We start from the raw sequence: 19,594 nt of genomic DNA, 5'->3' as shown, positions 1-19,594 counted from the left end.
TAGAGGTCTTACAATTCTGAGTAGAAAAATCGGGCCCCTTTTATTCGGGACCCGTCTGGATATTATTTGGAAGCCAACGCACGTTGACCAGAACGCAAGTCGATAACTACGACTCCTTTAATACCAAACATTCCATTGTCATAGGCAAAGAGTCGACGGCCTTCTGCGTCAACAGCAAGGGAGTCTAGGCTCGACACCGCAATACCGCCACCACGGCAATCAGTATCGCAGTTCCTACCACTAGTCAGGGTTGATTGTGAAAAGCTGTCTAGATCAATGGCTACCAGATTTCCGCTTTCGGTGCCCACCAGAAGCTGATTGCCAATTGTGTCCAAGACAACGTCAGTAGGGACCTGTGTATTACTGCCGCCATGCACTGACGAGGCAAAAGCTCTCCTGTCACCAGTAGTCAGATCTACTTGCCAGATGCCACCTTTTCCAGAGTCGCTGACGAGCGCACGATTATTAGCGAGATCCAGTGCTAAGCCATCGACAGAATCAAAGTAAGGAGCTGAACCCGTATGATTATCGAAGATAATTTCTCTGTCGCCATTTTCAAGGTCGACACTCATCAGACCAGAGCGCTGCAACAAAATCATACGATTGTTGGTGGCATCAAGCTCCATAGCCGCTACGAGACCGTAGAATTCTGGGCCCTCACCAATGTCAGCCGCAGAAATTACCTCACTCCCTTTGTTGACTAGATCAATCTTGAGCAGTCGATCTGAGTACTCATCAAATATATAGGCATGACCATCTGACTCGCCGGGGACAATTGTGGACGCTACTATGCGAGGAGAATCATTAGGGGCAAAGTGATATACAATCGCACGGTTGCCATTCTGCAAATCAATTTCTGCGGCTACGCTGCCACCTTCTCCCGGAGCTGAACCACCGCCTTCAGATATCACCAGTAGCTGATCTGTCGAGAGGATATAATTTACATCGTGCCATTTGTAACTGGGCCCCATACCAACTTTGTTGGAGGAAACTATAGATCTATCGCCTGTACTGATCTCGACGGACATAATTACCGGATCAACAGCCCTTCCAGACACCACTAGGTGATCGCTATCAGCACCCCGGCCAATTGCTGCTGCGTAATCTAGCTGTAACCCTTCGCCCTTAGTTCCACTGGTTACAACTGATCGATTGCCAGTTTCTATGTCCACTTGCAGAACATTTTCGCCACCAGTGACATAAATTTGATCACTGTCAAGATCGACGATCAAATCTGAAGGAAATGCAGATTCACCACTGCCAACACTATCGCCGCTTATAATTGTTCTATCGCCACTGGCAATGTTTACCCTGAAAATAGAGCCAGAAACAAGATCACCCACATATAGCTGTCCATTCGCCTCATCTAATGCGATACCAAACGAAGATAGCATATTTGGCCCAGTACCCACCGGGGATGCTGAACTGGAGCTGGATATTACAGAGTGATCACCACTCGACAAGTCAAATTTAATAATCTCACCATAAGTATCAATACTTCCAAAAGTTTCAACTGTTCTTGCTGCGTAAGCTTCACCTCCAGAGCTTGTTAGAGTCAGCCTTTTGAAGCCTGTGGAAATCTCTGGAATTGGCTGAGGCCAGGTGGTCAATTGTGTGCGATCACCGGTGTCGCGTTGTACCGAGTAGATGCTGCCGTCGTAATTCAGCACGACAAAAAAATCATCGGCAGGGTCGGTACGTACTTCTGGAAAATTTTTCTCCATATCGATGGGATTTAAAACCGGACCAGAGCCGACCAACGGTCCTGAAACTACTCGACGGGAACCGTCTGTGCCGACCTCAAATATCGTGTCCCTACCCCCGTCGGCAAAATACCAGTTTCCATGCAAATTATCGTAGGACACACTAACTGGAATCGATATCAACTGCTCGTTCTTTACGAAAAGTGAATCTACAATCGTTTCGCCAGTGACAAACTGAGCAGAAAGGGTGTATGTCTCGCTACCTTCATTAATCGGACTATCGAGATACCAAACGGACGGACTAGTGATATCCTCAGCTGGTGACTGGCCATCAATAGCAATACTGACCAAATGCTCGGAGGCACTTTCACCACTTTCCAGATCTAAGACCCTAGTAGAGAGTGCAATGTTGGAAAGCTCTCCGCCCATATTAGCCCCGCCCGTCGGGAAAATAATGCGAGCTGAGGGAGTCGGCAGATTAGTCACAGCGACTTGCAGCGAAAATTGACTCGAAAACCCTTCACTATCTGCCACATTTAATGACAACTGATAAAGGTTATCTTCATCACTATCTGCGGGAGACTCAAAATCTGGAGCCGTGTTAAAGCTAAGTTCACCGCTAGCAGAATCAATAGAAAACAATGCTGTATCAGCATCGCCGCTCAATGAAAATGTGACCTCATCTCCATCTGGGTCCTGAGCCATAGCGGTGTAAAAAACCCCGCTTACATCTTCTTCGACTGTAACTTCTGTTGCAGATGAAAACTCGGGAGCGCCATCGTTAACATTAGTAACTGTTACCACAATTTCCTGGCTCGTCTGACCTCCGTTGCCATCGCTAGCCTCGATTGTCACCTGGTAGATATTATCTCCATCTGCGTCGGCAGGATTCTCGAAGTCTGGAGCAAAACCAAAGCGCAACTGGTTACCGTTATCTATTAGAAATCGGGACTGGTCTTCGCCGCCAATAGTGTTGTAACTAATGCTGTCCCCATTGGCATCACTAGCGGATAGTGTAAGCAAAGTACCGGTACTATTTTCCTCCGTAGTGACTTCACTTGCAGAGACAAACTCAGGGGCGCTATTAGTTGAACCACTAGATGAACCACCCGAACCACCCGAACCACCTTCATTCGAACTGCCACCGCCGCCTCCACCTCCACAAGCGGAAATAGCAATGATAGAGCTGAAGCACAGAACTTTTTTAAAGCTACCCATTAAATGAACTCCCCAAGAACTTTTAACAAAAATTTTTTGTTGTACTTTTATGGGGCGCAACTTTAGCAAAGAAAATTATGGAAAAATTAAGGATATTTATAGATTTTACACACAAATCGTACCAACTAGGTTAATGACCGGGCATTCACTGTATAGACCTTTGAACAAAGTGATCCTAGAGGATAAGTAGTAATTTCTTCTTATCATTTTTATTAATAACTAGGGTGAAAAAACCTTTTTGATCTCCCCAGGAATTTTAAAGAAAAGACTAGAAACTGAATACCTACGCAGGTCAGCGACCCTTTGACTCATAAATTTCTATAGGACGAACGAGTGTCGAAATTTGAGTAGAAGACAATAAGTTCAATATAGCTAGGAACCATTCAATAATACTAATTATGGAAAAACCACTAAGAGCCACTTCCAGAGCTAGTTCCTAGCAAGGAAGCTCTATCTTACATGTATTTTTATCAACCAAATTGAACAATATGCAATCAGCCTTACCCGATTATTAACTACAATTCGAGCTCTGTTACGACTCTATACGGCCACTCATGTAGAATGATCCTCTAGACTTCTGAACGGTAGGCTTACCGTTCTATTAAGGGTTAAACACTACAATTTCCAGAGCCTAAACAAGAAATGAACAAATTCTTAACCATTATTGCAATAGCCTTGGCCACCACTTCCTGTATGACGCTCGAGGTACAGCCTGGTAACGTTATCGGGGACACTGTAGATGCAGGTAAAGAGGCGTTCCAAAGCATCAAGCGAAGCCGTAATGGTGAAGAAGAAAGAGACTTTTCTCATAAAATCAGCTATGACCCAGCTCTTTCTAATGCAATCAACATCACCAACTGTAAGAAGGAAATGATGGAGGTGATTTCTGCCTCTGAACTTACCGTCTCACAAATTTTGACTGAATCTTCTGAAGTTATTGGAGAGGAAGGTAGCAAGAGCGTACAGTGCGCTGCAAAAGTGGTAGTCACTAAGAACGCTTAAAGCACCGAGCTGCTGACTTTGATATATAGTTCTGGTATAGAGCCCCTCTTGACCCTATGCCAGTTCTCGGCCCACTAATGAACTCCCCTGATGCTCCACAGCCAAGTAATGGGAAAATGATTAAAAGTCTCTCAACTTTACTTACTATTATCTCACTAAGTACGTCCTCCATCCTGGCTCAGGCAGATACTCCTATCAACGAAATAAACCACCTAATGGAGTTTGTCTCTGCTTCAGAGTGTACCTTTATCCGCAACGATAGTGAGCACACCAGCCAGGAAGCAGTGGAGCATATGGAGAAGAAATATAAGTATTTCTCCAACAAAATTGATAGCGCGGAGGATTTTATTAGGCTAAGTGCGGCCAAGAGCACCTTTAGTGGTAAGCCCTACCATATTCAGTGTGCCGATAAGCCTAAAGAAGAATCCCAAAGGTGGCTTCTGAACGAATTAGCACGCTACCGTGAAACGACACAGCTAAGATCCAATGCTAATTGAGAAACTAGCAATGCAATCAAAATAGCATGGTAAATGCTGTCACCAATTGGTTTGGCTCCGACTTCAGCAAGCTAAACCCGCCACTGCAACGCCTACATACAACAGGGGCAATGCTCTCTGGAGAAGTTAAAGTTCAGTTTGGTTCTGGATTAGCTGGAATTATAGGCAAACGAATTGCAGGAAAGCTGGGTGTCCCGAAAAACACCAATGCTTCTCCTTTTTCAGTAAACATCCAGCACACTCCGGATAAATTAATCTGGTCTCGTACCTTCTCAAATAGCCATCCGATGATCTCGGAATTTGTACCTATAGGGACAAGAGGAGAAGCTGGTTATTGGCTTGAGAAAACAGGGATAACTAATATCCGTCTTGGCGTTTCCATAGAGGAAGGAAACTGGTTTTGGGTTCCCCTGTCAGTTTCTATTCTTCATATCCCAATTCCCTCGGCCTTGAGACCCAGTATCTGCGCAGGCAAATCAATCATTAACAATCAGTATCACTTTGAGGTATCGATTTCATTACCCATTCTGGGGTTCTCATTTGGCTATTCGGGCATATTACGTGAACAACTCACTGAAACTAGATCGTTGTGCGATTAACCTCTGGTAAAAGGTCTTTCAAAAACCTTGATTACATATACTTGTAGCCGAGCGTAACGAGAGATACTCTCACTAAAAACAATAGTGAAAGATATATGGAAAGTGAACTGCAGTCACTTCGCGCGGAACTGGCCCTGCTGGAGCGAGACAATCGCCGCCGTATTGAGATATTCGAACAGCGGTTATCGGCTCTAGAAGCGCAAATGCAGCAAGATACAATGGATCAGTTGGCAAGCCAGCTCCCGACAGTGGATGAGCCAGAAGATGAGCAATCCCAATTGATGGGTACTCATCCCTCCAGATCCCCGTCGATAGAGCAACCTACTCCCCCTCCTCCTGAAACTCCAACCCAGCCAGCAAGTACTATTGCCGCTGCTCCTAACAGAACCGAGAAGCCAAGTAGACAGGCCAAATGGCTATCTGAAGAGCTACCGAGCCTATTGGAACCTGCTCTGGAACCCATTAGCCGAGTATGGGGCTCCCTGATGAGTTTCTACCGGCACTACCAAAGCCAAGGGAAGGCTCCTGTCTTCTTTATGACCGCTGCCGGTATCCTGGCGCTGGTGTTTGGCTTTGCTTACCTGCTGCAGTTTTCCTTCAATGCCTATTTGGGGCCTGTAGGTAAAGTGACTTTGGGCTTCCTGGTAGCAGCGACTACTACTACTGGTGGGGTAATGTTCAGGCGGCGCATGCCCAACATGGCGGACTACGGCTCAGGACTGATCGCTCTCGGGGTCATACTGCTTTACTTATGTGGTTACTTTGCTGGGCCTTACTATCAGTTGGTTCCGATTCCCATCGGCGTAGGGCTGCTTGTAGTAACTACCGGAGTTGCTTATTTACTCGCCCTACTATTCGAGACCCGGGTTGTTTCCATGGTGACTCTGCTGGGTGGAGCCACGATGCCCTTGGTGGCCAATCATTTTGATCCATCCGCAGTTATTTATCTCAGCTACTTGTTGGTACTCGCGCTCGCAATGCTGCGTTTGTCCAAGTTGATTCAATGGCCTCAGCTGGCAGTGGTCACCATGGTGCTCAGCGCAGGGATGTTCGAGTTTTCAGTCGCAAACTTGGGCGAGTCTAGCTCAAACTGGGGTCTGTTACTGATACTGCATGGTTTCTTCTACGGGTTTGCCCATTACATACTGGGTGGGCTTAGTGGCAAGGAAATGGATAGGAGGCGCCTCGGTTTGCTGGTAGCAAACCTGGTGCTATTTATTCATATTAGCTGGTCTCTAGCACCCACTGCTAATGCACTAGGTGTGGTTTGGTTACTCAACCTAATACCCTGGGCCGCGCTCGCCATCTACTCACGCCACCTGTTCGGCTACGATGTTAATAGTGCCTCGGCCCGCAGTATCCTCGCAATGGCTTTACTCCATGGGGGCTTGTTAACAGGCCTGGCTATTCTGGCACTTTGCAGCCCTGAATTTTTGGGCATTGTGTGGTGCCTGGAGGGCCTCCTGCTGATTTACCTTGGAATACATTTTGGTTTTGTCAGTGTGCGAACTGAGGGCTATATCGCTCTAGCCCTCGCCGGCGTAACCTTATTCTTGCAAGCTCTCGTATGGGTGGCTGAGAGCTTGGTTCCTGCTCCACTACTATTATCCTTAGAGGTGAGTGCAGGCTGGACTAACTGGCTGACCCTCAGTGCTGGGGCCTTTGCGCTCACCCAGCTATTACGCCGTAGTGCCGGTAAAATCACTCCCGCAGAACAACGTTTCACTTATATCGCAGATAATACTTTCGGACTGCTTTTATCTGCGAGCTTCCTGCTATCGGTGGGTATTATCTGGCCGCAAGGGATGTGGTTGCTGGCACCACTGCCAATGACTTTCCTGATCTGGCGTAGCCAGCGCATGAATTCAGCATTTAGCGAGTGGCTCGGTCTCTGGCATTACCTTCTGTTGTTTGTCCCACTGTTAGCCAGTGCATCGGTTGTAGGCAACCTTCATTTCTACGATCAAATCCCCTACGGAAAAATCGCCAGTATTGAAGCTTTCCTGGGACTTTGGTTGCTTGCGGAGCTTTATCACCAGCTGAAAATACAATCACCAGGGCAGAAGCTGGCATTGGCACTGCGTAAACTCTTTTACGCTTTACTGCCCATTATTGCCTTACCTACCATACTGTATAAAGCCAGTGACTACTTCACTGTTGCTATGTGGTTCTCGTGTGGTATTGCCCTATTCCTCTACACATGGCTGCGGATGGAACATCTAAAACAAGAAGTTCGCATTTTGATTTCTGCTGCAAGCCTTATCACTATCGGCGGTTGTCTCCTACAAGAGTTTGTCGGCTGGCAGGGCAAGGCGATGGAGGGGCTAATACTGGGAGTCGCCAGCTTCATAGGGCTCATATGGCTTGGCCAAGGCTTAAAGCGATACCCCGCAGGTAGGGAGTGGCAGCATGCTATTCACTGGGCGCTGAAGCCTGTATTCCCGATGGCCTTCTACTATTTTGCGGCAGTGCTGATAGCTGTCAGTTACACTTTAACTCATGACTTTGTGCTGTCATTACTACTCACCCAGCTGTATTTTGGAAGCCTCTTTTTCAGCAGGCCCAGACTGGCACCTTTACGCAACCAGCTTACGCCCTTCTACATGCTGACACTGGGTATTTTTGAATCAATCACGCTGATTCAAGTCGCAGCTGTGATTGTGAAATCGCACAATGCCGAGTGGATTGGGGCCTATAACCTGGTCTCTCTTTGCATCGCTGTCCTGCTGGTTTACCACAAAACCCTGCCTACGAGAGCCGTATGGTCTGGTCACCGAATGGCAAATATGTGGCTGGTGCATGTTACCGCGATTATTGTTTACGTAGCTCTATTAGCACAGCTATTTGATGCCATGTGGCTACCGGCAGTTTCTTTCGCTCTCGTTGTCCATGCGACCCTACTGCTGTTCCAGACGTTAAAGCCTGAAACCCAGAAGTTACTTAAGTTGTCACTAATTATCTATGGTATAGCTGCACTGAAGATTGTGCTCTGGGATATGCAGGACTTCTCACTAATACAAAAAATAGTCGTTTGTATGTTAGTGGGGCTGTGTATGCTGGGGGCGGCCTATCAATATCAAAAATTTTTGGCAGCCCAAAATAGTAAATCCTAAACGTAGCTCTCTTTCACACAACTAAAAATGGGCCGTTTAGGCCCATTTTTATAAGATGTAGACTTTATCAGTATTCACGCTATTTTATTTAAAGTACCTTTGACTACTATTTTTTTACTCTTCTGCTGCTGAAGGAAATTATTTACAAGCTCTATCACTTCAACATCCCAAACTATTTTCCGATGCCCGACGCCGCTAATTTTGATCATCTCCGCTGCGGGCCAGGTTTTATGAATTCTCTCTCCATGAAAAATCGGCACTTCATCGTCTTCGGTATCGTAAATCATCAGAAGCGGGGTCTTTTCCGGTGTATACATTTTACACTGCAACAACTCCTGCCAAGAATATCCTATTTGACTGGCAATCTTGTCTTGGCATAACTCTGCTGTTCCAGGGCTCACCTTCAGCATTTTTTTCATAATTTCTATAATGGGCAAGGGAGCACTCGGTGAGCCAAGTATTGCGTAGCACTGGGCTTTAAGTCCAAACTCCCGAGCACGCATTGTCATCATTCCGCCCATCGAGTGACCGACGATGGCAAATATTTCCGAAAACTGGCTGGCTAGAGAGCAGATATCTTTCGCCATAATATCGAAATTACAAACCTTGCCCTCAGAGTGGCCATGAGCGGTAGCATCGATGGCTACCGCTTGGAAACCCTGATCGGCAATTGCCATTGCCAGGGTTGCCATTTTTGCGGCTTTGGCCTCCCAGCCGTGGCATAGAATCACTACAGGGCCCTCACCCCAGGACCAGGCTGTGTTTTCTGTGCCTAAAGCACCCCGGTAGGTAACCTTCTTGGCTTGGGCCAGCTGCGACCTCTCACGCTCGGAGTCAGAATAGCGTCTGGGTCGTGAAGACAGATACATTGCAATATTTGCCGATAACTTTGGGGATAGTCGCCCTGTGAGCTGCATTGCTCCCTGTATTATCTTAAGCATGTTATTAAATCTCTAGCCTGATGTCTTATATGATCATTGATAGTGAGTTTTACTGCACATCAAGCAAAATACACTGATCAGGAATCGCTAAATACATATCAACGTAAAAACACAAAATAATACAGGGCAATTTCACTCAATAAATTAACCGATTCTACAATTATCCCCGCAATAGGAAACCAAACCATTTTCTGGGCAATCTTTCTCAGAAAATAGGAATTTATTCCCAGCAGAAGCTTACTAAGTTATACCAATAAATTACTGCGCCTCAGCTCTTGCTATCTATAAACCCAGACCTCCAAGACATCTACACTAATAATCTAGCGATAGATTACAGTATGCCTGTTGCTATCAACCCTCCTACATATTTTCAGTCGTACTTCTGGAAAGTTGGGCATGAAAAGAATCAATCTGACATTAGTTTTTTGCACGGTACTATTGCTTACCGGTCAGTCGGTTGCGGACTATAAAAAGGGAGATTTTATCGTTCGCGTTGGCGCTGCTGCGGTCGATCCAAACGACGACTCTGGCAGACTTCACCTAAATGGCACCCCCTTGGACTACACCCGGGTCTACGTGGATACAGGCTACTCCGCTAGCATCACTGGTACCTGGTTATTTGCAGACCATTGGGGACTGGAATTACTGGCAGCTGTACCTTTCCGGCACGATCTTGATGTGCGCGGTTTACCGGACCCGGATACCGGTGATCCACTGGGTCGGGTATCCCTGGGGGACATCAAGCACCTTCCCCCAACCCTCAGCTTACAATGGTATCCGGTATGCACCGAGTCCTGGGTGCAGCCCTATATTGGTGTGGGAATTAACTACACCCATTTCTTCGATGAAGATATCAGCCGCACGGCACAAAACTACTTCGATACGGCCCTGGGTGCAGACTCAAGAGCATCCCTGAGCCTGAGCAATTCCTGGGGCCTGGCAGGTGAAGTGGGCGTAGATATTGCCTTTGGACGAGAGAGCAACTGGCTGTTTAATGCGGCTATCTGGTACTTAAGTATCGATACCAAGGCAAAAATTCGCTTCCGCACAGAAGATAACGACTACGACCGCATCAATGTCGATGTGGATATCGACCCTTGGGTTTACTCGGTGGGCATCGGTTATCATTTCTGAACTAAGGCCCTATTGCACCTAATGATAAGATAGGCTCAGCAACCATTCTATTTTTTCGAATGGTTTGGTCGAATTTAACCAATTTTCATTCTATCGATCCTCTGTAAACTGCCTCTTACTCACAGCAGCGACTACTGAGTAGCGCAAAATTCACAGTTTTAGGAGCGATACCATGAGCACATCCACTTTATCCACAAGCGCCAATATCGACGGCAGCTCCCTGTTTTCCGCAAGTGCTGACTTGGCTGGCCGTATCAGCTTGGCGGCGATCTTCCTGTTGGCGGGAATGAACAAGATCCAAAATTATGAGGGCAGTGCACAGTACCTAACCTATGGCGGTCTGCCAGAATTTCTGCTGCCGCTTGTTATTCTATTTGAAATAGGTGGTGCGCTCGCACTAGTCGCCGGCTTCCAGGTTCGCCTGACCGCATTGGCGTTTGCTGGCTTTAGCTTAGTTACTGCCGCCTTGTTCCATAACAATCTGGGCGATCAGATGCAGTTTTTGATGTTTTTCAAAAACCTGGCGATTGCCGGCGGCTTTTTGGTAGTGGCAGCCCATGGCGCCGGGCGTTTCAGCTTGGATCACCGCAAAAGCACCAAGCAATAAATTCCTCTGGACCAGAAAATACCGATTGTGGAGTAAAAAATGGGACTGTTAGTCAATGGCCAGTGGCACGACCAGTGGTACGACACCGAGAATTCTGGTGGGAGCTTCAAGCGCGAAGCGGCGCAACTGCGCAATTGGGTGACTGCTGATGGCAGTTCAGGTCCCAGTGGTGACAGCGGCTTTAAGGCGGAGTCTGGCCGCTATCACCTATATGTTTCACTGGCTTGCCCTTGGGCCCATCGCACCCTTATTTTCCGCAAGCTGAAGAAACTGGAAGAGCATATCGATGTTTCGGTAGTAAGCCCCGATATGCTCGATCAGGGATGGAGCTTTAACGTCGACGAAGGTAGCAGCGGGGACACTCTGTTTAGCTGTCAGTTTATGCACCAAGTATACACTCGTAACAAGTCTGACTACTCGGGCCGGGTGACGGTACCAGTACTCTGGGATAAACAAAAAAACTGTATCGTTAGCAATGAGTCCTCTGAAATTATCCGCATGTTCAACAGAGCGTTTAATACCATTACCGGCGATACACAGGACTTTTTCCCCGAAGAGAAGCAGCAGGATATAGATACCATTAATCAACTGGTCTATGAGAATATAAACAACGGAGTTTATCGCTGCGGCTTTGCCACAACCCAGGAAGCCTACGAGAGTGCTTACTATAATTTATTCTCTGCTTTAGACCAGGTTGAGAAAATTTTAGGGGAACAGCGCTTTCTGGTCGGAACAGAAATTACCGAGGCAGATTGGCGACTGTTCACTACCCTTATTCGCTTTGATGCTGTCTATCATGGACACTTCAAGTGCAACCGCCAGAGACTGGAGGACTTTCCTAATCTGCGTAACTATGTACGCGAGCTATACCAGTGGCCGAAAGTTGCTGAAACAGTAAATTTCCACCATATTAAACGTCATTACTACTTTAGCCATACATCGATCAACCCAACCCAGGTTGTACCTGTAGGGCCGGAAATCGATTACAACAGCTCTCACAACCGCAGCTAAAAACCCTTGCCTATCCAGCCTGGGCCAGTCAGGATATTCAGGGCTGCCCCAGGCTCCTTAAACCTTGGAACAGCCCTTCGCAGCCTTCAAAGAGTACCCAGATGCAAAAAACCACTCTGGAACAGTGGCGAATGTTTAAAGCTGTCGCAGATGCCGGCGGCTTTAATCAGGCCTCTTCCCACGTTCACAAAAGCCAGTCCAGTATTCACAATGCAGTTAGCAATCTGGAAGCTGCTCTCGGCGTAAAATTGTTTGAAGTCTCGGGTAGAAAAGTAGTAATTACTGAAGCCGGTAATTTAATGCTACGCCGGGGCCAATACCTACTGGATGAAGTCTCACGTATTGAGGATATTGCCGGATCCCTTAACCAGGGAGTGGAATCCGAGCTGCGCATTGCCGTAGATGGCGCCTTTCCCCAAAGTGTCGTTTTTCAGGCTCTGGAGAGAGTTTCCGCAATTTATCCACAAGTGAATATTGATATCGTTGATACAGTACTATCCGGCACTAATGAGTTGATCCAGGAGGGGCTGGTAGATCTGGGACTTTCCGCCTTCCGCATGAAGAATGCCCTCAACGATGAGATTTGTCGCATCGAATTTGTGGCTGTAGCCCATAAGAACCATCCACTACATCAGCTGGGATACGAGCTGAGCTATGAAGACTTGAAGTCCTATCGCCAGATTATTGTGCGGGACTCCGCACTGCAGACCAATAGGGATTCCGGCTGGCTGGGGGCAGAGCAACGCTGGAAAGTGGGCAGTCTACGGGCATCCGTGGATTTAATTGTACAGGGAATGGGGTTCGCCTGGCTGCCATTGCCAATGGTCTCCACACTACTCGAGAATGGCACTTTAAATCGACTCCCCTTGAAAAATGGTGGAGTGCGCTCCAGCAGCTTTTACCTGAACTTTAAAGACCAGGATAAATTAGGCCCCGTGGCGAGGGAGTTTATTGGCGAGCTTCGATTACTCACTTTAGATATGCCCACCTCTGAGGAAGGCTGAGTATTCTATTGATACGAATAATAAGCTTCTTTTTACCCAATATTCCCTTATACCGCAAAATACTATCATAGCCTTAATATTCTATTTACTGCACTAATAGGAGCTGGCTATGTATTACTTCAGACCGTCACAAGAACGCGGTCAAGCCCGATTTGGCTGGCTAGACAGCAAGCATACCTTTTCATTTGGGCACTATTACGACCCAAAACACATGGGTTTTTCTGCACTGCGCGTTATCAACGATGATACAGTAAAAGCAGGGGCCGGGTTTGACGCCCATGGACATCGGGATATGGAAATCGTTTCCTATATTCTGGAGGGCTCGATCGAGCATCGGGATAGCGAAGGCAATCACTTTGTCGTTCCCGCTGGTGAAATTCAAAGAATGAGTGCGGGTAAAGGTATTACTCATTCAGAATATAACCACTCAAAGACTAAAAACCTTAAATTCCTACAAATCTGGATTCAACCTAACCGGAAAAATATTCAGCCCAGCTATGAACAAAGGGCAATCACTCAAACTGGGGCATTAACTCCATTGGTAACGCCCAATGGACGCGATAATTCACTAACTATTCATCAGAATGCTAGCTTATTTCGTCTCCAATTACGCGCTGGTGAACGTTTAAAATTGGATACTCTAAAGCGACCAGGGTATCTGCATATCATCACTGGTAATGCCGAACTCAATGGCAGCCACCTGCTAGTGGCGGGAGATGGCTTGGGAATTTATCGGGAAAAAATAGAATTAACCGCTTCAGAAAATGATCTTATCGCACTATGGTTCGACTTGCCTCGATAATAGGTGATCTATCAACAGACTAATTCTTTTTGGGCTGTAAACCTGCTCTAAGATACCGCTTCTCGTAATAGGCATTAAACTCTATCTAACCGGCATGTTCATATTCACAAGCACAAGACTACTCACCCTAAAAGCGACAATCTCTGGTTTACACCTAAACTATTAACTTGGCAGTGAATCACTGCTGTATACAGGCATCGAGTCACCAGGGATAAAATAATGGGATCAGAAGGCGACATGGAAAGTCGCAATGGCGATAAAAAAACGCCGGGAAGATGGATCTCCCTGCTTTCTCCGATTCCTCCGGCCATTATCGCCTTGTCATTGCTTTTTCATCTGCCCGATATTTCCGCTGGTAGAGAGTTTTCTTTTGGCATTAGCTGGGTTCCAGAACTGGGCGTATCCCTACGCTTCTATATTGATGGCCTCAGCTTTTTATTTGCCTTATTAATCAGCGGTATCGGCTTTTTTATCACCATTTACGCCGCTGAGTATTTACGCGGGAATCCACTATTGCGGCGCTTCTTTCTCTATCTCTATCTCTTTATGGTCGGAATGCTGGGTTTGGTATTGGCATCCGATCTCATTACTTTATTTGTGTTTTGGGAAGTGACGACGGTCGCAAGTTACCTCCTGATTGGCTTTAACCACTCCAGTGCTGTTGCACGACGCTCAGCTTTACAGGCTTTACTAGTGACCGCCTTAGGGGGGCTTTGCTTACTAACTGCTTTCCTATTAATGGGAGAGATTGTCGATAGCTATGATCTTGAAGAATTGTTAATTAAAGGGGAACAGATTAAATCCAGTTCACTGTATCTTCCTATCTTGATACTGGTACTTATCGGAGCATTCTCAAAGTCGGCACAGCTGCCCTTCCATTTTTGGTTGCCCAATGCCATGGCGGCGCCAACACCGGTGAGCGCATATCTACATTCCGCCACTATGGTCAAAGCCGGTATTTACCTTCTTGCGCGCCTACATCCGGTACTGGCTCACACTGAATACTGGGAGTGGATTTTAACCTGCACCGGTATTGCCACTGCCGCAGTAGCGGCATTGGCCGCCCTGCGTCAAACAGACCTGAAACTGGCCCTCGCTTATACCACCGTGATCGCTCTGGGCACTATCACCATGTTTCTGGGTTCTGATGCTTCAGCTGCCGTCGCCGCTGCAATTACTTTCTTGCTGGTTCACTCTTTTTATAAAGCCGCACTGTTTATGGTGGTGGGCATTATCGATCGGCAGACAGGTACCCGGGATTTAACCAGGCTGCACGGTCTGGCGAAATTATTGCCCTTTGCTTTTATAGCTGCACTGGCTTCAGCCCTATCCATGGCCGGATTCCCGCCGTTCCTTGGGTTTATTGGTAAAGAACTAAAATATGAAGGTGCGTTGGCGGTAGCTTCAGAGCCCGCACTGGTGGGCACAGCAGCAATTTTTGCCAATGCGGTAACGGTGACAGTAGCCGGCATGGTGGCCATCAAACCTTTCTTTGGCCCTCCCCCCAAAGATGCCAGTCGTATTCGCTGGGCACCTCCTGGTTTGTGGATAAGCCCACTGGTTTTAAGCGCCTTCGGCCTCACATTTGGTTTGGCCCCGGACTTAGTCGGTGGCGGACTGGTGGAACCGGCACTGACAGCAATACTTGGCCTTCCGGAAACCATCGACCTGAAACTCTGGCACGGTATTAACATTCCACTCCTGATGAGCATTCTTACTTTTGTGCTCGGGGTGATTATGTATGTCAATTTAAAACGTATGCGTGCCTGGCTAAACTGGGACTTTACCCATGCGCCAACTAGCGCCGATCTACTGTGGGATAAATCCTTAGAACTATTAAAAGCTTTTGCCGCACTGCAAACACGCATATTGCAAAATGGAATTATGCGTCGTTATCTCACAGTCATTTTTGTTACGCTCTCGATGGCCCTTTTTTATGCCTTTGTTCATACCGGCCACTTCTCACTCGAATACACTGCGCCACGACTTAATTTAAAAGAGTGGGCAGCCATACTGCTGACGGTAGGAGGTACATTTACTGCGGGTTTTGCGCGTAAACCTCTCACCGCCATTTGCGCTCTCGGCGCTCTCGGTGTGGGTATCGCTCTAATTTACCTCTTCTTTGGTGCACCGGATGTGGCCATTACACAGATTCTGGTGGAAACACTCTACTTGGTATTAATTGCTGCGATTCTTCCGCGTCTGCCCGTATTTACTCCCGGCAAGAAGGAAGGCTTTCGTCCCAGGGATGCACTGCTGGGTGCCACAGTTGGCCTTTTATTTACCATTAGCATTCTGGTGGTTCTGCAAACCCCATTCGAGAGCCCTGTGAGTGAATTTTACAAGGAAGCTGCTGTACCCGAGGCTCATGGGCGCAATATCGTCAATGTCATTCTGGTGGACTTCCGGGCCCTGGATACTTTCGGGGAGATTATTGTGGTGTTTACCGCGGCTGTCGCTGCGGTGACCTTACTCGGTCATCATTTAAGACGGGGCAAGCAGTGAATTCTATTATCCTACAGACAGCGACCCGTGTGTTGGTAGCCCTGATCTTGGTCTTCTCCATTTATATGCTGTTGCGTGGACACAATTATCCCGGAGGCGGATTTATTGCTGGATTAATTGCCGCTTCTGCTTTTGCCTTATTTGCCATGGCTTGGGGTATGGAGGCGGCACAAAGTGCTCTGCGCATACCTCCAGGGACTCTCGCCGCCTGGGGGGTTGTCATCGCCGGATTATCTGGATTGATGGCTCTATTTTGGGGAGACGGTCCCTTTTCCGGACAGTGGTTTGCCATAGTAGGCAGCAAGGAAGATGGCGGAATCATTATCAGCAATCTTTTGTTTTTTGATATTGGGGTTTACCTGACGGTACTCGGAGCCGTTCTCACACTCATTTTTGCCTTGGAAGAGGCCAGTTGATATGGAGTCTCCCCTCGCCGTTGTCGTCGGTATTCTGATTGCTACCGGCGTATATTTGATGCTTGCCCGCCACCTGTTGCACTATCTATTTGGCTTGGTACTAATTAGCAATGCCGCCAACCTGGCAATTTTTATCGCCGGGCGGTTGACTCGCGCCTCACCACCCCTGGTACCCGAGGGCCAGGAAGCCCCACAAATTATCGTTGCCAACCCCCTACCCCAGGCCCTGATCCTAACTGCGATCGTAATTGGCTTCGGCCTGCTGGCCTTTGCCCTGGCCCTGATCGCCCAGGCTTACCGTGAGCTGGGTACATTAGATGTGGATAGCATGCGTATTGCCGAGCCTGTGAAACCCAAGAGGAAGAAGACCACTTGAGTTGGTTATTGGCCCTGCCATTCCTAATCCCTATCGCCACGGCGTTAATCACATTTCCCGCTCGAGGCCGTAGATACCTTTGCTCTGGTATTTCGATATTGGGGTGCCTTACCGCCCTTTGCATTAACCTTTATATTCTTGTCCTGGTAGAAAGCCAGGGCCCTCAAGCTGGGCAAATGGGAGACTGGCAGGCTCCCTTCGGAATCACATTGGTCGCCGATCGGCTCAGTGCGGTAATGCTGTTGATCAGTGCCATCGTGGGTTTGTGTGTCTCTCTATTTGCCATTTCAGATATCAGTGAGAAACGGGTGAAACTTGGCTTTCACAGTTTCTTTCAACTGTTATTGGCCGGTGTTAGCGGTAGCTTTATCACCGGCGACCTATTTAATTTGTATGTGTGGTTTGAGGTGATGCTGATTGCCTCTTTCGCACTGCTGGTACTGGGGGGGGAAAAAATACAGCTGGACGGTGGCATCAAGTATGTAGCATTAAACCTTGTATCCACGCTGTTGATGCTGACCTCTATCGGGTTGCTTTATGGACTCACCGGCACCCTTAATATGGCGCAGCTGCATATTTCTTTGGCCGAGGTACAAAACCCCGTCGCGATTTCGACATTGGCAGTTATTTTTATCTGCGCTTTTGGAATTAAGGCGGCAATATTTCCACTATTTTTCTGGTTGCCCGCTTCATACCATGTTCCACCGGTCGCTGTAACCGCTGTATTTGCCGGTCTTCTGACCAAAGTCGGCGTCTATGCGCTAATTCGCACCTTTACTTTAATATTTCCCAATGATTTGGAATTCACCCGGGATATTTTGTTGGGGGCTGCATTACTTACTATGCTGACGGGAGTTTTGGGTGCAGCGGCACAGTACGAGTTCCGCAAGATACTCGCATTCCATATCATCAGCCAGATTGGATTCCTGGTATTGGGATTAGCGCTGAACAGCCCTTTAGCATTGGCCGGATCGGTGTTCTACATGGTCCACAATATTGTGGCAAAGACAAATTTATTCCTGATCAGCGGTACTGCCCAACGCCTTACGGGTAGTTATGAGCTCAATGAAATTGGTGGTTTATATCGCGCCAGCCCACTTCTCTCTACTTTCTTTTTTATCGCCGCATTTAGTTTAGCGGGTTTCCCACCATTATCTGGATTCTGGGCGAAACTGCTATTAGTCAAAGCAAGCCTCGACCAGGCCGCCTATATCGTCGCTGCCGTCGCACTGATTACCGGGGCGCTCACCCTGTTTTCAATGAGTAAAATATGGGCAGAGGCATTCTGGAAGCCACACCCCCAGGAGCACTGCAAAAATTTATATAGCCTCAGCGGCGCAGAGCGCTTCCAGCGGCTGCTGCCAGTCGCGTTATTGGCATTAATCACTTTGGCTTTGGGATTGGTTCCCGAGCCTTTCATCGAATACTCTCTGGGGGCTGCCGGAGAGTTATTGGAGCCTGATGATTACCTGAATGCCGTGTTACCAGGTACCACTCATTAACTTTGGAATGGATAAATAGAAATGCGTATTTTTCTATTAAATTTATTGCTCGCGATCAGTTGGTCAGCCCTGACCGGCAATGCTTCCATGGCAAATTTTTTCTTTGGTTTTCTGATCGGGTTTTTGGCACTGCGAGTCTCACCTATATTACCCGGGGCACAGACTTACTTTACCCGCTTGCCCCGTTTGGCTCATTTATTCTTTTTCTTTATCGAGGAGCTTGTTTTATCCAGCCTGCGTGCCGCCTACGAAGTCTTTTCGCCCCGCTTGCAAAGCCGGCCCCTGGTAGTACGACTACCCATGGAGAGGCTCGATAGAAACCAGATTTTTATTCTCACTAACTTAATTTCGCTGACACCGGGCACTATGGTATTGGATGTCACGCCCAACAATGATGCCTTAATCGTACATACTATGTTTGTCAGTGATCCAGAAACCTTTCGCGAGGAGATTAGGGAGGGGTTTGAGAAACGGGTTAAGGAGGCTGTTTCCTGATGTTTCTCACAATTATCGATATTCATTCGCCACTGGTCACAGTAGCAATCAATATTGCTTCCTTTCTATTGTTACTCGCCCTGGTGATGTGCTTCCTGCGTATCGCTTTGGGCCCCACCTTAGCAGACAGGGTTGTCGCCCTGGATGTTCTCAATATTTTGGCGGTAGCCTACTGTGCACTACTGGCAATCGCCTCGGGACAACCCGTGTACCTGGACGCTGCTATCGCCCTGGCCCTGGTCGCATTTTTAGTGAGTGTGGCCTTTGCCCGTTTTATTGAAAAAAGCGGCTCGCGCACAGTCACCCACAGCCATAGGGATCATGATGACATTTGATGAAATTTTTATCGCTTTGATAATTCTGGTGGGCAGTTTTTTTGGGTTCAGCGCCGCTTTGGGCTTGCTGCGAATGCCGGACTTTTACACTCGAATGAGTACATCGGGAAAAGGGGCTACGGTGTGTTGCGGATTACTGCTGGCGGGCGTAGCAATTCTTTTTAGTGACGCTCAGGTGACAGCCAGGGCCATTGCCGCTATTTTATTCTTATTACTTACAGTGCCAATTGGTGTCCATATGATTGCCCGGGCGGCTTATCGAGCCGGCACTCCCATGTGGCGGGGTACCGGCTACAAACTCAAGTTCAAGAACCCGATGCGCAATATTCAGTAA

Annotated in this window: 18 protein-coding genes; 16 read left to right on the top strand and 2 right to left on the bottom strand. The window is 47.6% G+C overall.

The window, feature by feature from the left end:
* Positions 1-62: 62 nt before the first annotated feature.
* The gene (locus ACJJI3_RS20485; protein ID WP_444940768.1) at positions 63-2,921 is read right to left on the bottom strand and encodes an Ig-like domain-containing protein; all 2,859 of its coding nucleotides are present in this window, start codon (positions 2,919-2,921) and stop codon (positions 63-65) included.
* A gap of 642 nt (positions 2,922-3,563) precedes the next feature.
* Between ACJJI3_RS20485 and ACJJI3_RS20480 the strand changes: the two genes are divergently transcribed.
* The 4 genes from ACJJI3_RS20480 to ACJJI3_RS20465 all read left to right on the top strand — a co-directional run bounded on the left by ACJJI3_RS20480 (position 3,564) and on the right by ACJJI3_RS20465 (position 8,132).
* Complete coding sequence (locus tag ACJJI3_RS20480; RefSeq protein WP_444940767.1) at positions 3,564-3,923, top strand: hypothetical protein; 360 nt, start codon at positions 3,564-3,566, stop codon at positions 3,921-3,923.
* Positions 3,924-4,039: 116 nt separating this feature from the next.
* Complete coding sequence (locus ACJJI3_RS20475) at positions 4,040-4,420, top strand: DUF5329 family protein (RefSeq protein WP_444940766.1); 381 nt, start codon at positions 4,040-4,042, stop codon at positions 4,418-4,420.
* A 26-nt stretch (positions 4,421-4,446) separates the two neighbouring features.
* Positions 4,447-5,019 carry a DUF4166 domain-containing protein gene (locus ACJJI3_RS20470; RefSeq protein WP_444940765.1) on the top strand — a complete coding sequence of 191 codons (573 nt, stop codon included), beginning with the start codon at positions 4,447-4,449 and terminating at the stop codon, positions 5,017-5,019.
* Positions 5,020-5,114: 95 nt separating this feature from the next.
* On the top strand, positions 5,115-8,132 hold the full coding sequence (locus ACJJI3_RS20465) for a DUF2339 domain-containing protein (RefSeq protein ID WP_444940764.1): 3,018 nt from the start codon (positions 5,115-5,117) through the stop codon (positions 8,130-8,132).
* 74 nt (positions 8,133-8,206) lie between these two features.
* Here ACJJI3_RS20465 and ACJJI3_RS20460 read toward each other — a convergent pair whose 3' ends face one another.
* A complete protein-coding gene (locus ACJJI3_RS20460) occupies positions 8,207-9,073 on the bottom strand; it encodes an alpha/beta hydrolase (RefSeq protein WP_444940763.1) in 867 nt (288 codons plus the stop codon).
* A gap of 396 nt (positions 9,074-9,469) precedes the next feature.
* Here ACJJI3_RS20460 and ACJJI3_RS20455 point away from each other — a divergent pair, with 396 nt between their 5' ends.
* The 12 genes from ACJJI3_RS20455 to mnhG all read left to right on the top strand — a co-directional run bounded on the left by ACJJI3_RS20455 (position 9,470) and on the right by mnhG (position 19,594).
* A complete protein-coding gene (locus tag ACJJI3_RS20455; RefSeq protein WP_444940762.1) occupies positions 9,470-10,207 on the top strand; it encodes an OmpW/AlkL family protein in 738 nt (245 codons plus the stop codon).
* A 172-nt stretch (positions 10,208-10,379) separates the two neighbouring features.
* A complete protein-coding gene (locus ACJJI3_RS20450) occupies positions 10,380-10,814 on the top strand; it encodes a DoxX family protein (RefSeq protein WP_444940761.1) in 435 nt (144 codons plus the stop codon).
* A gap of 39 nt (positions 10,815-10,853) precedes the next feature.
* Positions 10,854-11,825 carry a glutathione S-transferase family protein gene (locus tag ACJJI3_RS20445; protein WP_444940760.1) on the top strand — a complete coding sequence of 324 codons (972 nt, stop codon included), beginning with the start codon at positions 10,854-10,856 and terminating at the stop codon, positions 11,823-11,825.
* A gap of 101 nt (positions 11,826-11,926) precedes the next feature.
* Complete coding sequence (locus tag ACJJI3_RS20440; protein WP_444940759.1) at positions 11,927-12,829, top strand: LysR family transcriptional regulator; 903 nt, start codon at positions 11,927-11,929, stop codon at positions 12,827-12,829.
* Between the two features lie 109 nt (positions 12,830-12,938).
* A complete protein-coding gene (locus ACJJI3_RS20435) occupies positions 12,939-13,631 on the top strand; it encodes a pirin family protein (RefSeq protein ID WP_444940758.1) in 693 nt (230 codons plus the stop codon).
* Between the two features lie 219 nt (positions 13,632-13,850).
* Positions 13,851-16,136, top strand: coding sequence for a hydrogen gas-evolving membrane-bound hydrogenase subunit E (gene mbhE / locus ACJJI3_RS20430; RefSeq protein ID WP_444940757.1), 2,286 nt, complete (start codon positions 13,851-13,853; stop codon positions 16,134-16,136).
* Positions 16,133-16,552 carry a Na+/H+ antiporter subunit B gene (locus ACJJI3_RS20425; RefSeq protein ID WP_444915528.1) on the top strand — a complete coding sequence of 140 codons (420 nt, stop codon included), beginning with the start codon at positions 16,133-16,135 and terminating at the stop codon, positions 16,550-16,552. Before mbhE ends, ACJJI3_RS20425 begins: the two co-directional genes overlap by 4 nt.
* Position 16,553: 1 nt before the next feature.
* Entirely contained in the window at positions 16,554-16,928 is a 375-nt protein-coding gene (locus ACJJI3_RS20420; RefSeq protein WP_444907269.1) for a Na+/H+ antiporter subunit C, read from the top strand.
* Entirely contained in the window at positions 16,925-18,430 is a 1,506-nt protein-coding gene (locus ACJJI3_RS20415; protein ID WP_444925922.1) for a Na+/H+ antiporter subunit D, read from the top strand. The genes ACJJI3_RS20420 and ACJJI3_RS20415 overlap by 4 nt, the downstream gene beginning before the upstream one ends.
* Positions 18,431-18,451: 21 nt before the next feature.
* Positions 18,452-18,925 carry a Na+/H+ antiporter subunit E gene (locus ACJJI3_RS20410; protein ID WP_413663317.1) on the top strand — a complete coding sequence of 158 codons (474 nt, stop codon included), beginning with the start codon at positions 18,452-18,454 and terminating at the stop codon, positions 18,923-18,925.
* The gene (locus ACJJI3_RS20405) at positions 18,925-19,260 is read left to right on the top strand and encodes a cation:proton antiporter (protein ID WP_413663318.1); all 336 of its coding nucleotides are present in this window, start codon (positions 18,925-18,927) and stop codon (positions 19,258-19,260) included. Before ACJJI3_RS20410 ends, ACJJI3_RS20405 begins: the two co-directional genes overlap by 1 nt.
* Positions 19,250-19,594, top strand: a complete 345-nt coding sequence (gene mnhG, locus ACJJI3_RS20400; protein WP_413663319.1) for a monovalent cation/H(+) antiporter subunit G — start codon at positions 19,250-19,252, stop codon at positions 19,592-19,594. Before ACJJI3_RS20405 ends, mnhG begins: the two co-directional genes overlap by 11 nt.

The sequence above is a fragment of the Microbulbifer maximicatervae (SeqCode) genome, from assembly GCF_052466985.1.
Note: the sequence above shows the minus strand (reverse complement) of the source record. Positions and strands in the feature narration are given on the sequence as shown.

Excerpts from the sequence above, each read along its gene's own strand:
- ACJJI3_RS20485 (WP_444940768.1), bottom strand. The coding sequence starts at position 2,921 with ATGGGTAGCTTTAAAAAAGTTCTGTGCTTCAGCTCTATCATTGCTATT.
- ACJJI3_RS20480 (WP_444940767.1), top strand. The coding sequence starts at position 3,564 with ATGAACAAATTCTTAACCATTATTGCAATAGCCTTGGCCACCACTTCC.
- ACJJI3_RS20475 (WP_444940766.1), top strand. The coding sequence starts at position 4,040 with ATGATTAAAAGTCTCTCAACTTTACTTACTATTATCTCACTAAGTACG.
- ACJJI3_RS20470 (WP_444940765.1), top strand. The coding sequence starts at position 4,447 with ATGGTAAATGCTGTCACCAATTGGTTTGGCTCCGACTTCAGCAAGCTA.
- ACJJI3_RS20465 (WP_444940764.1), top strand. The coding sequence starts at position 5,115 with ATGGAAAGTGAACTGCAGTCACTTCGCGCGGAACTGGCCCTGCTGGAG.
- ACJJI3_RS20460 (WP_444940763.1), bottom strand. The coding sequence starts at position 9,073 with ATGCTTAAGATAATACAGGGAGCAATGCAGCTCACAGGGCGACTATCC.
- ACJJI3_RS20455 (WP_444940762.1), top strand. The coding sequence starts at position 9,470 with ATGAAAAGAATCAATCTGACATTAGTTTTTTGCACGGTACTATTGCTT.
- ACJJI3_RS20450 (WP_444940761.1), top strand. The coding sequence starts at position 10,380 with ATGAGCACATCCACTTTATCCACAAGCGCCAATATCGACGGCAGCTCC.
- ACJJI3_RS20445 (WP_444940760.1), top strand. The coding sequence starts at position 10,854 with ATGGGACTGTTAGTCAATGGCCAGTGGCACGACCAGTGGTACGACACC.
- ACJJI3_RS20440 (WP_444940759.1), top strand. The coding sequence starts at position 11,927 with ATGCAAAAAACCACTCTGGAACAGTGGCGAATGTTTAAAGCTGTCGCA.
- ACJJI3_RS20435 (WP_444940758.1), top strand. The coding sequence starts at position 12,939 with ATGTATTACTTCAGACCGTCACAAGAACGCGGTCAAGCCCGATTTGGC.
- mbhE (WP_444940757.1), top strand. The coding sequence starts at position 13,851 with ATGGGATCAGAAGGCGACATGGAAAGTCGCAATGGCGATAAAAAAACG.
- ACJJI3_RS20420 (WP_444907269.1), top strand. The coding sequence starts at position 16,554 with ATGGAGTCTCCCCTCGCCGTTGTCGTCGGTATTCTGATTGCTACCGGC.
- ACJJI3_RS20410 (WP_413663317.1), top strand. The coding sequence starts at position 18,452 with ATGCGTATTTTTCTATTAAATTTATTGCTCGCGATCAGTTGGTCAGCC.
- ACJJI3_RS20405 (WP_413663318.1), top strand. The coding sequence starts at position 18,925 with ATGTTTCTCACAATTATCGATATTCATTCGCCACTGGTCACAGTAGCA.
- mnhG (WP_413663319.1), top strand. The coding sequence starts at position 19,250 with ATGACATTTGATGAAATTTTTATCGCTTTGATAATTCTGGTGGGCAGT.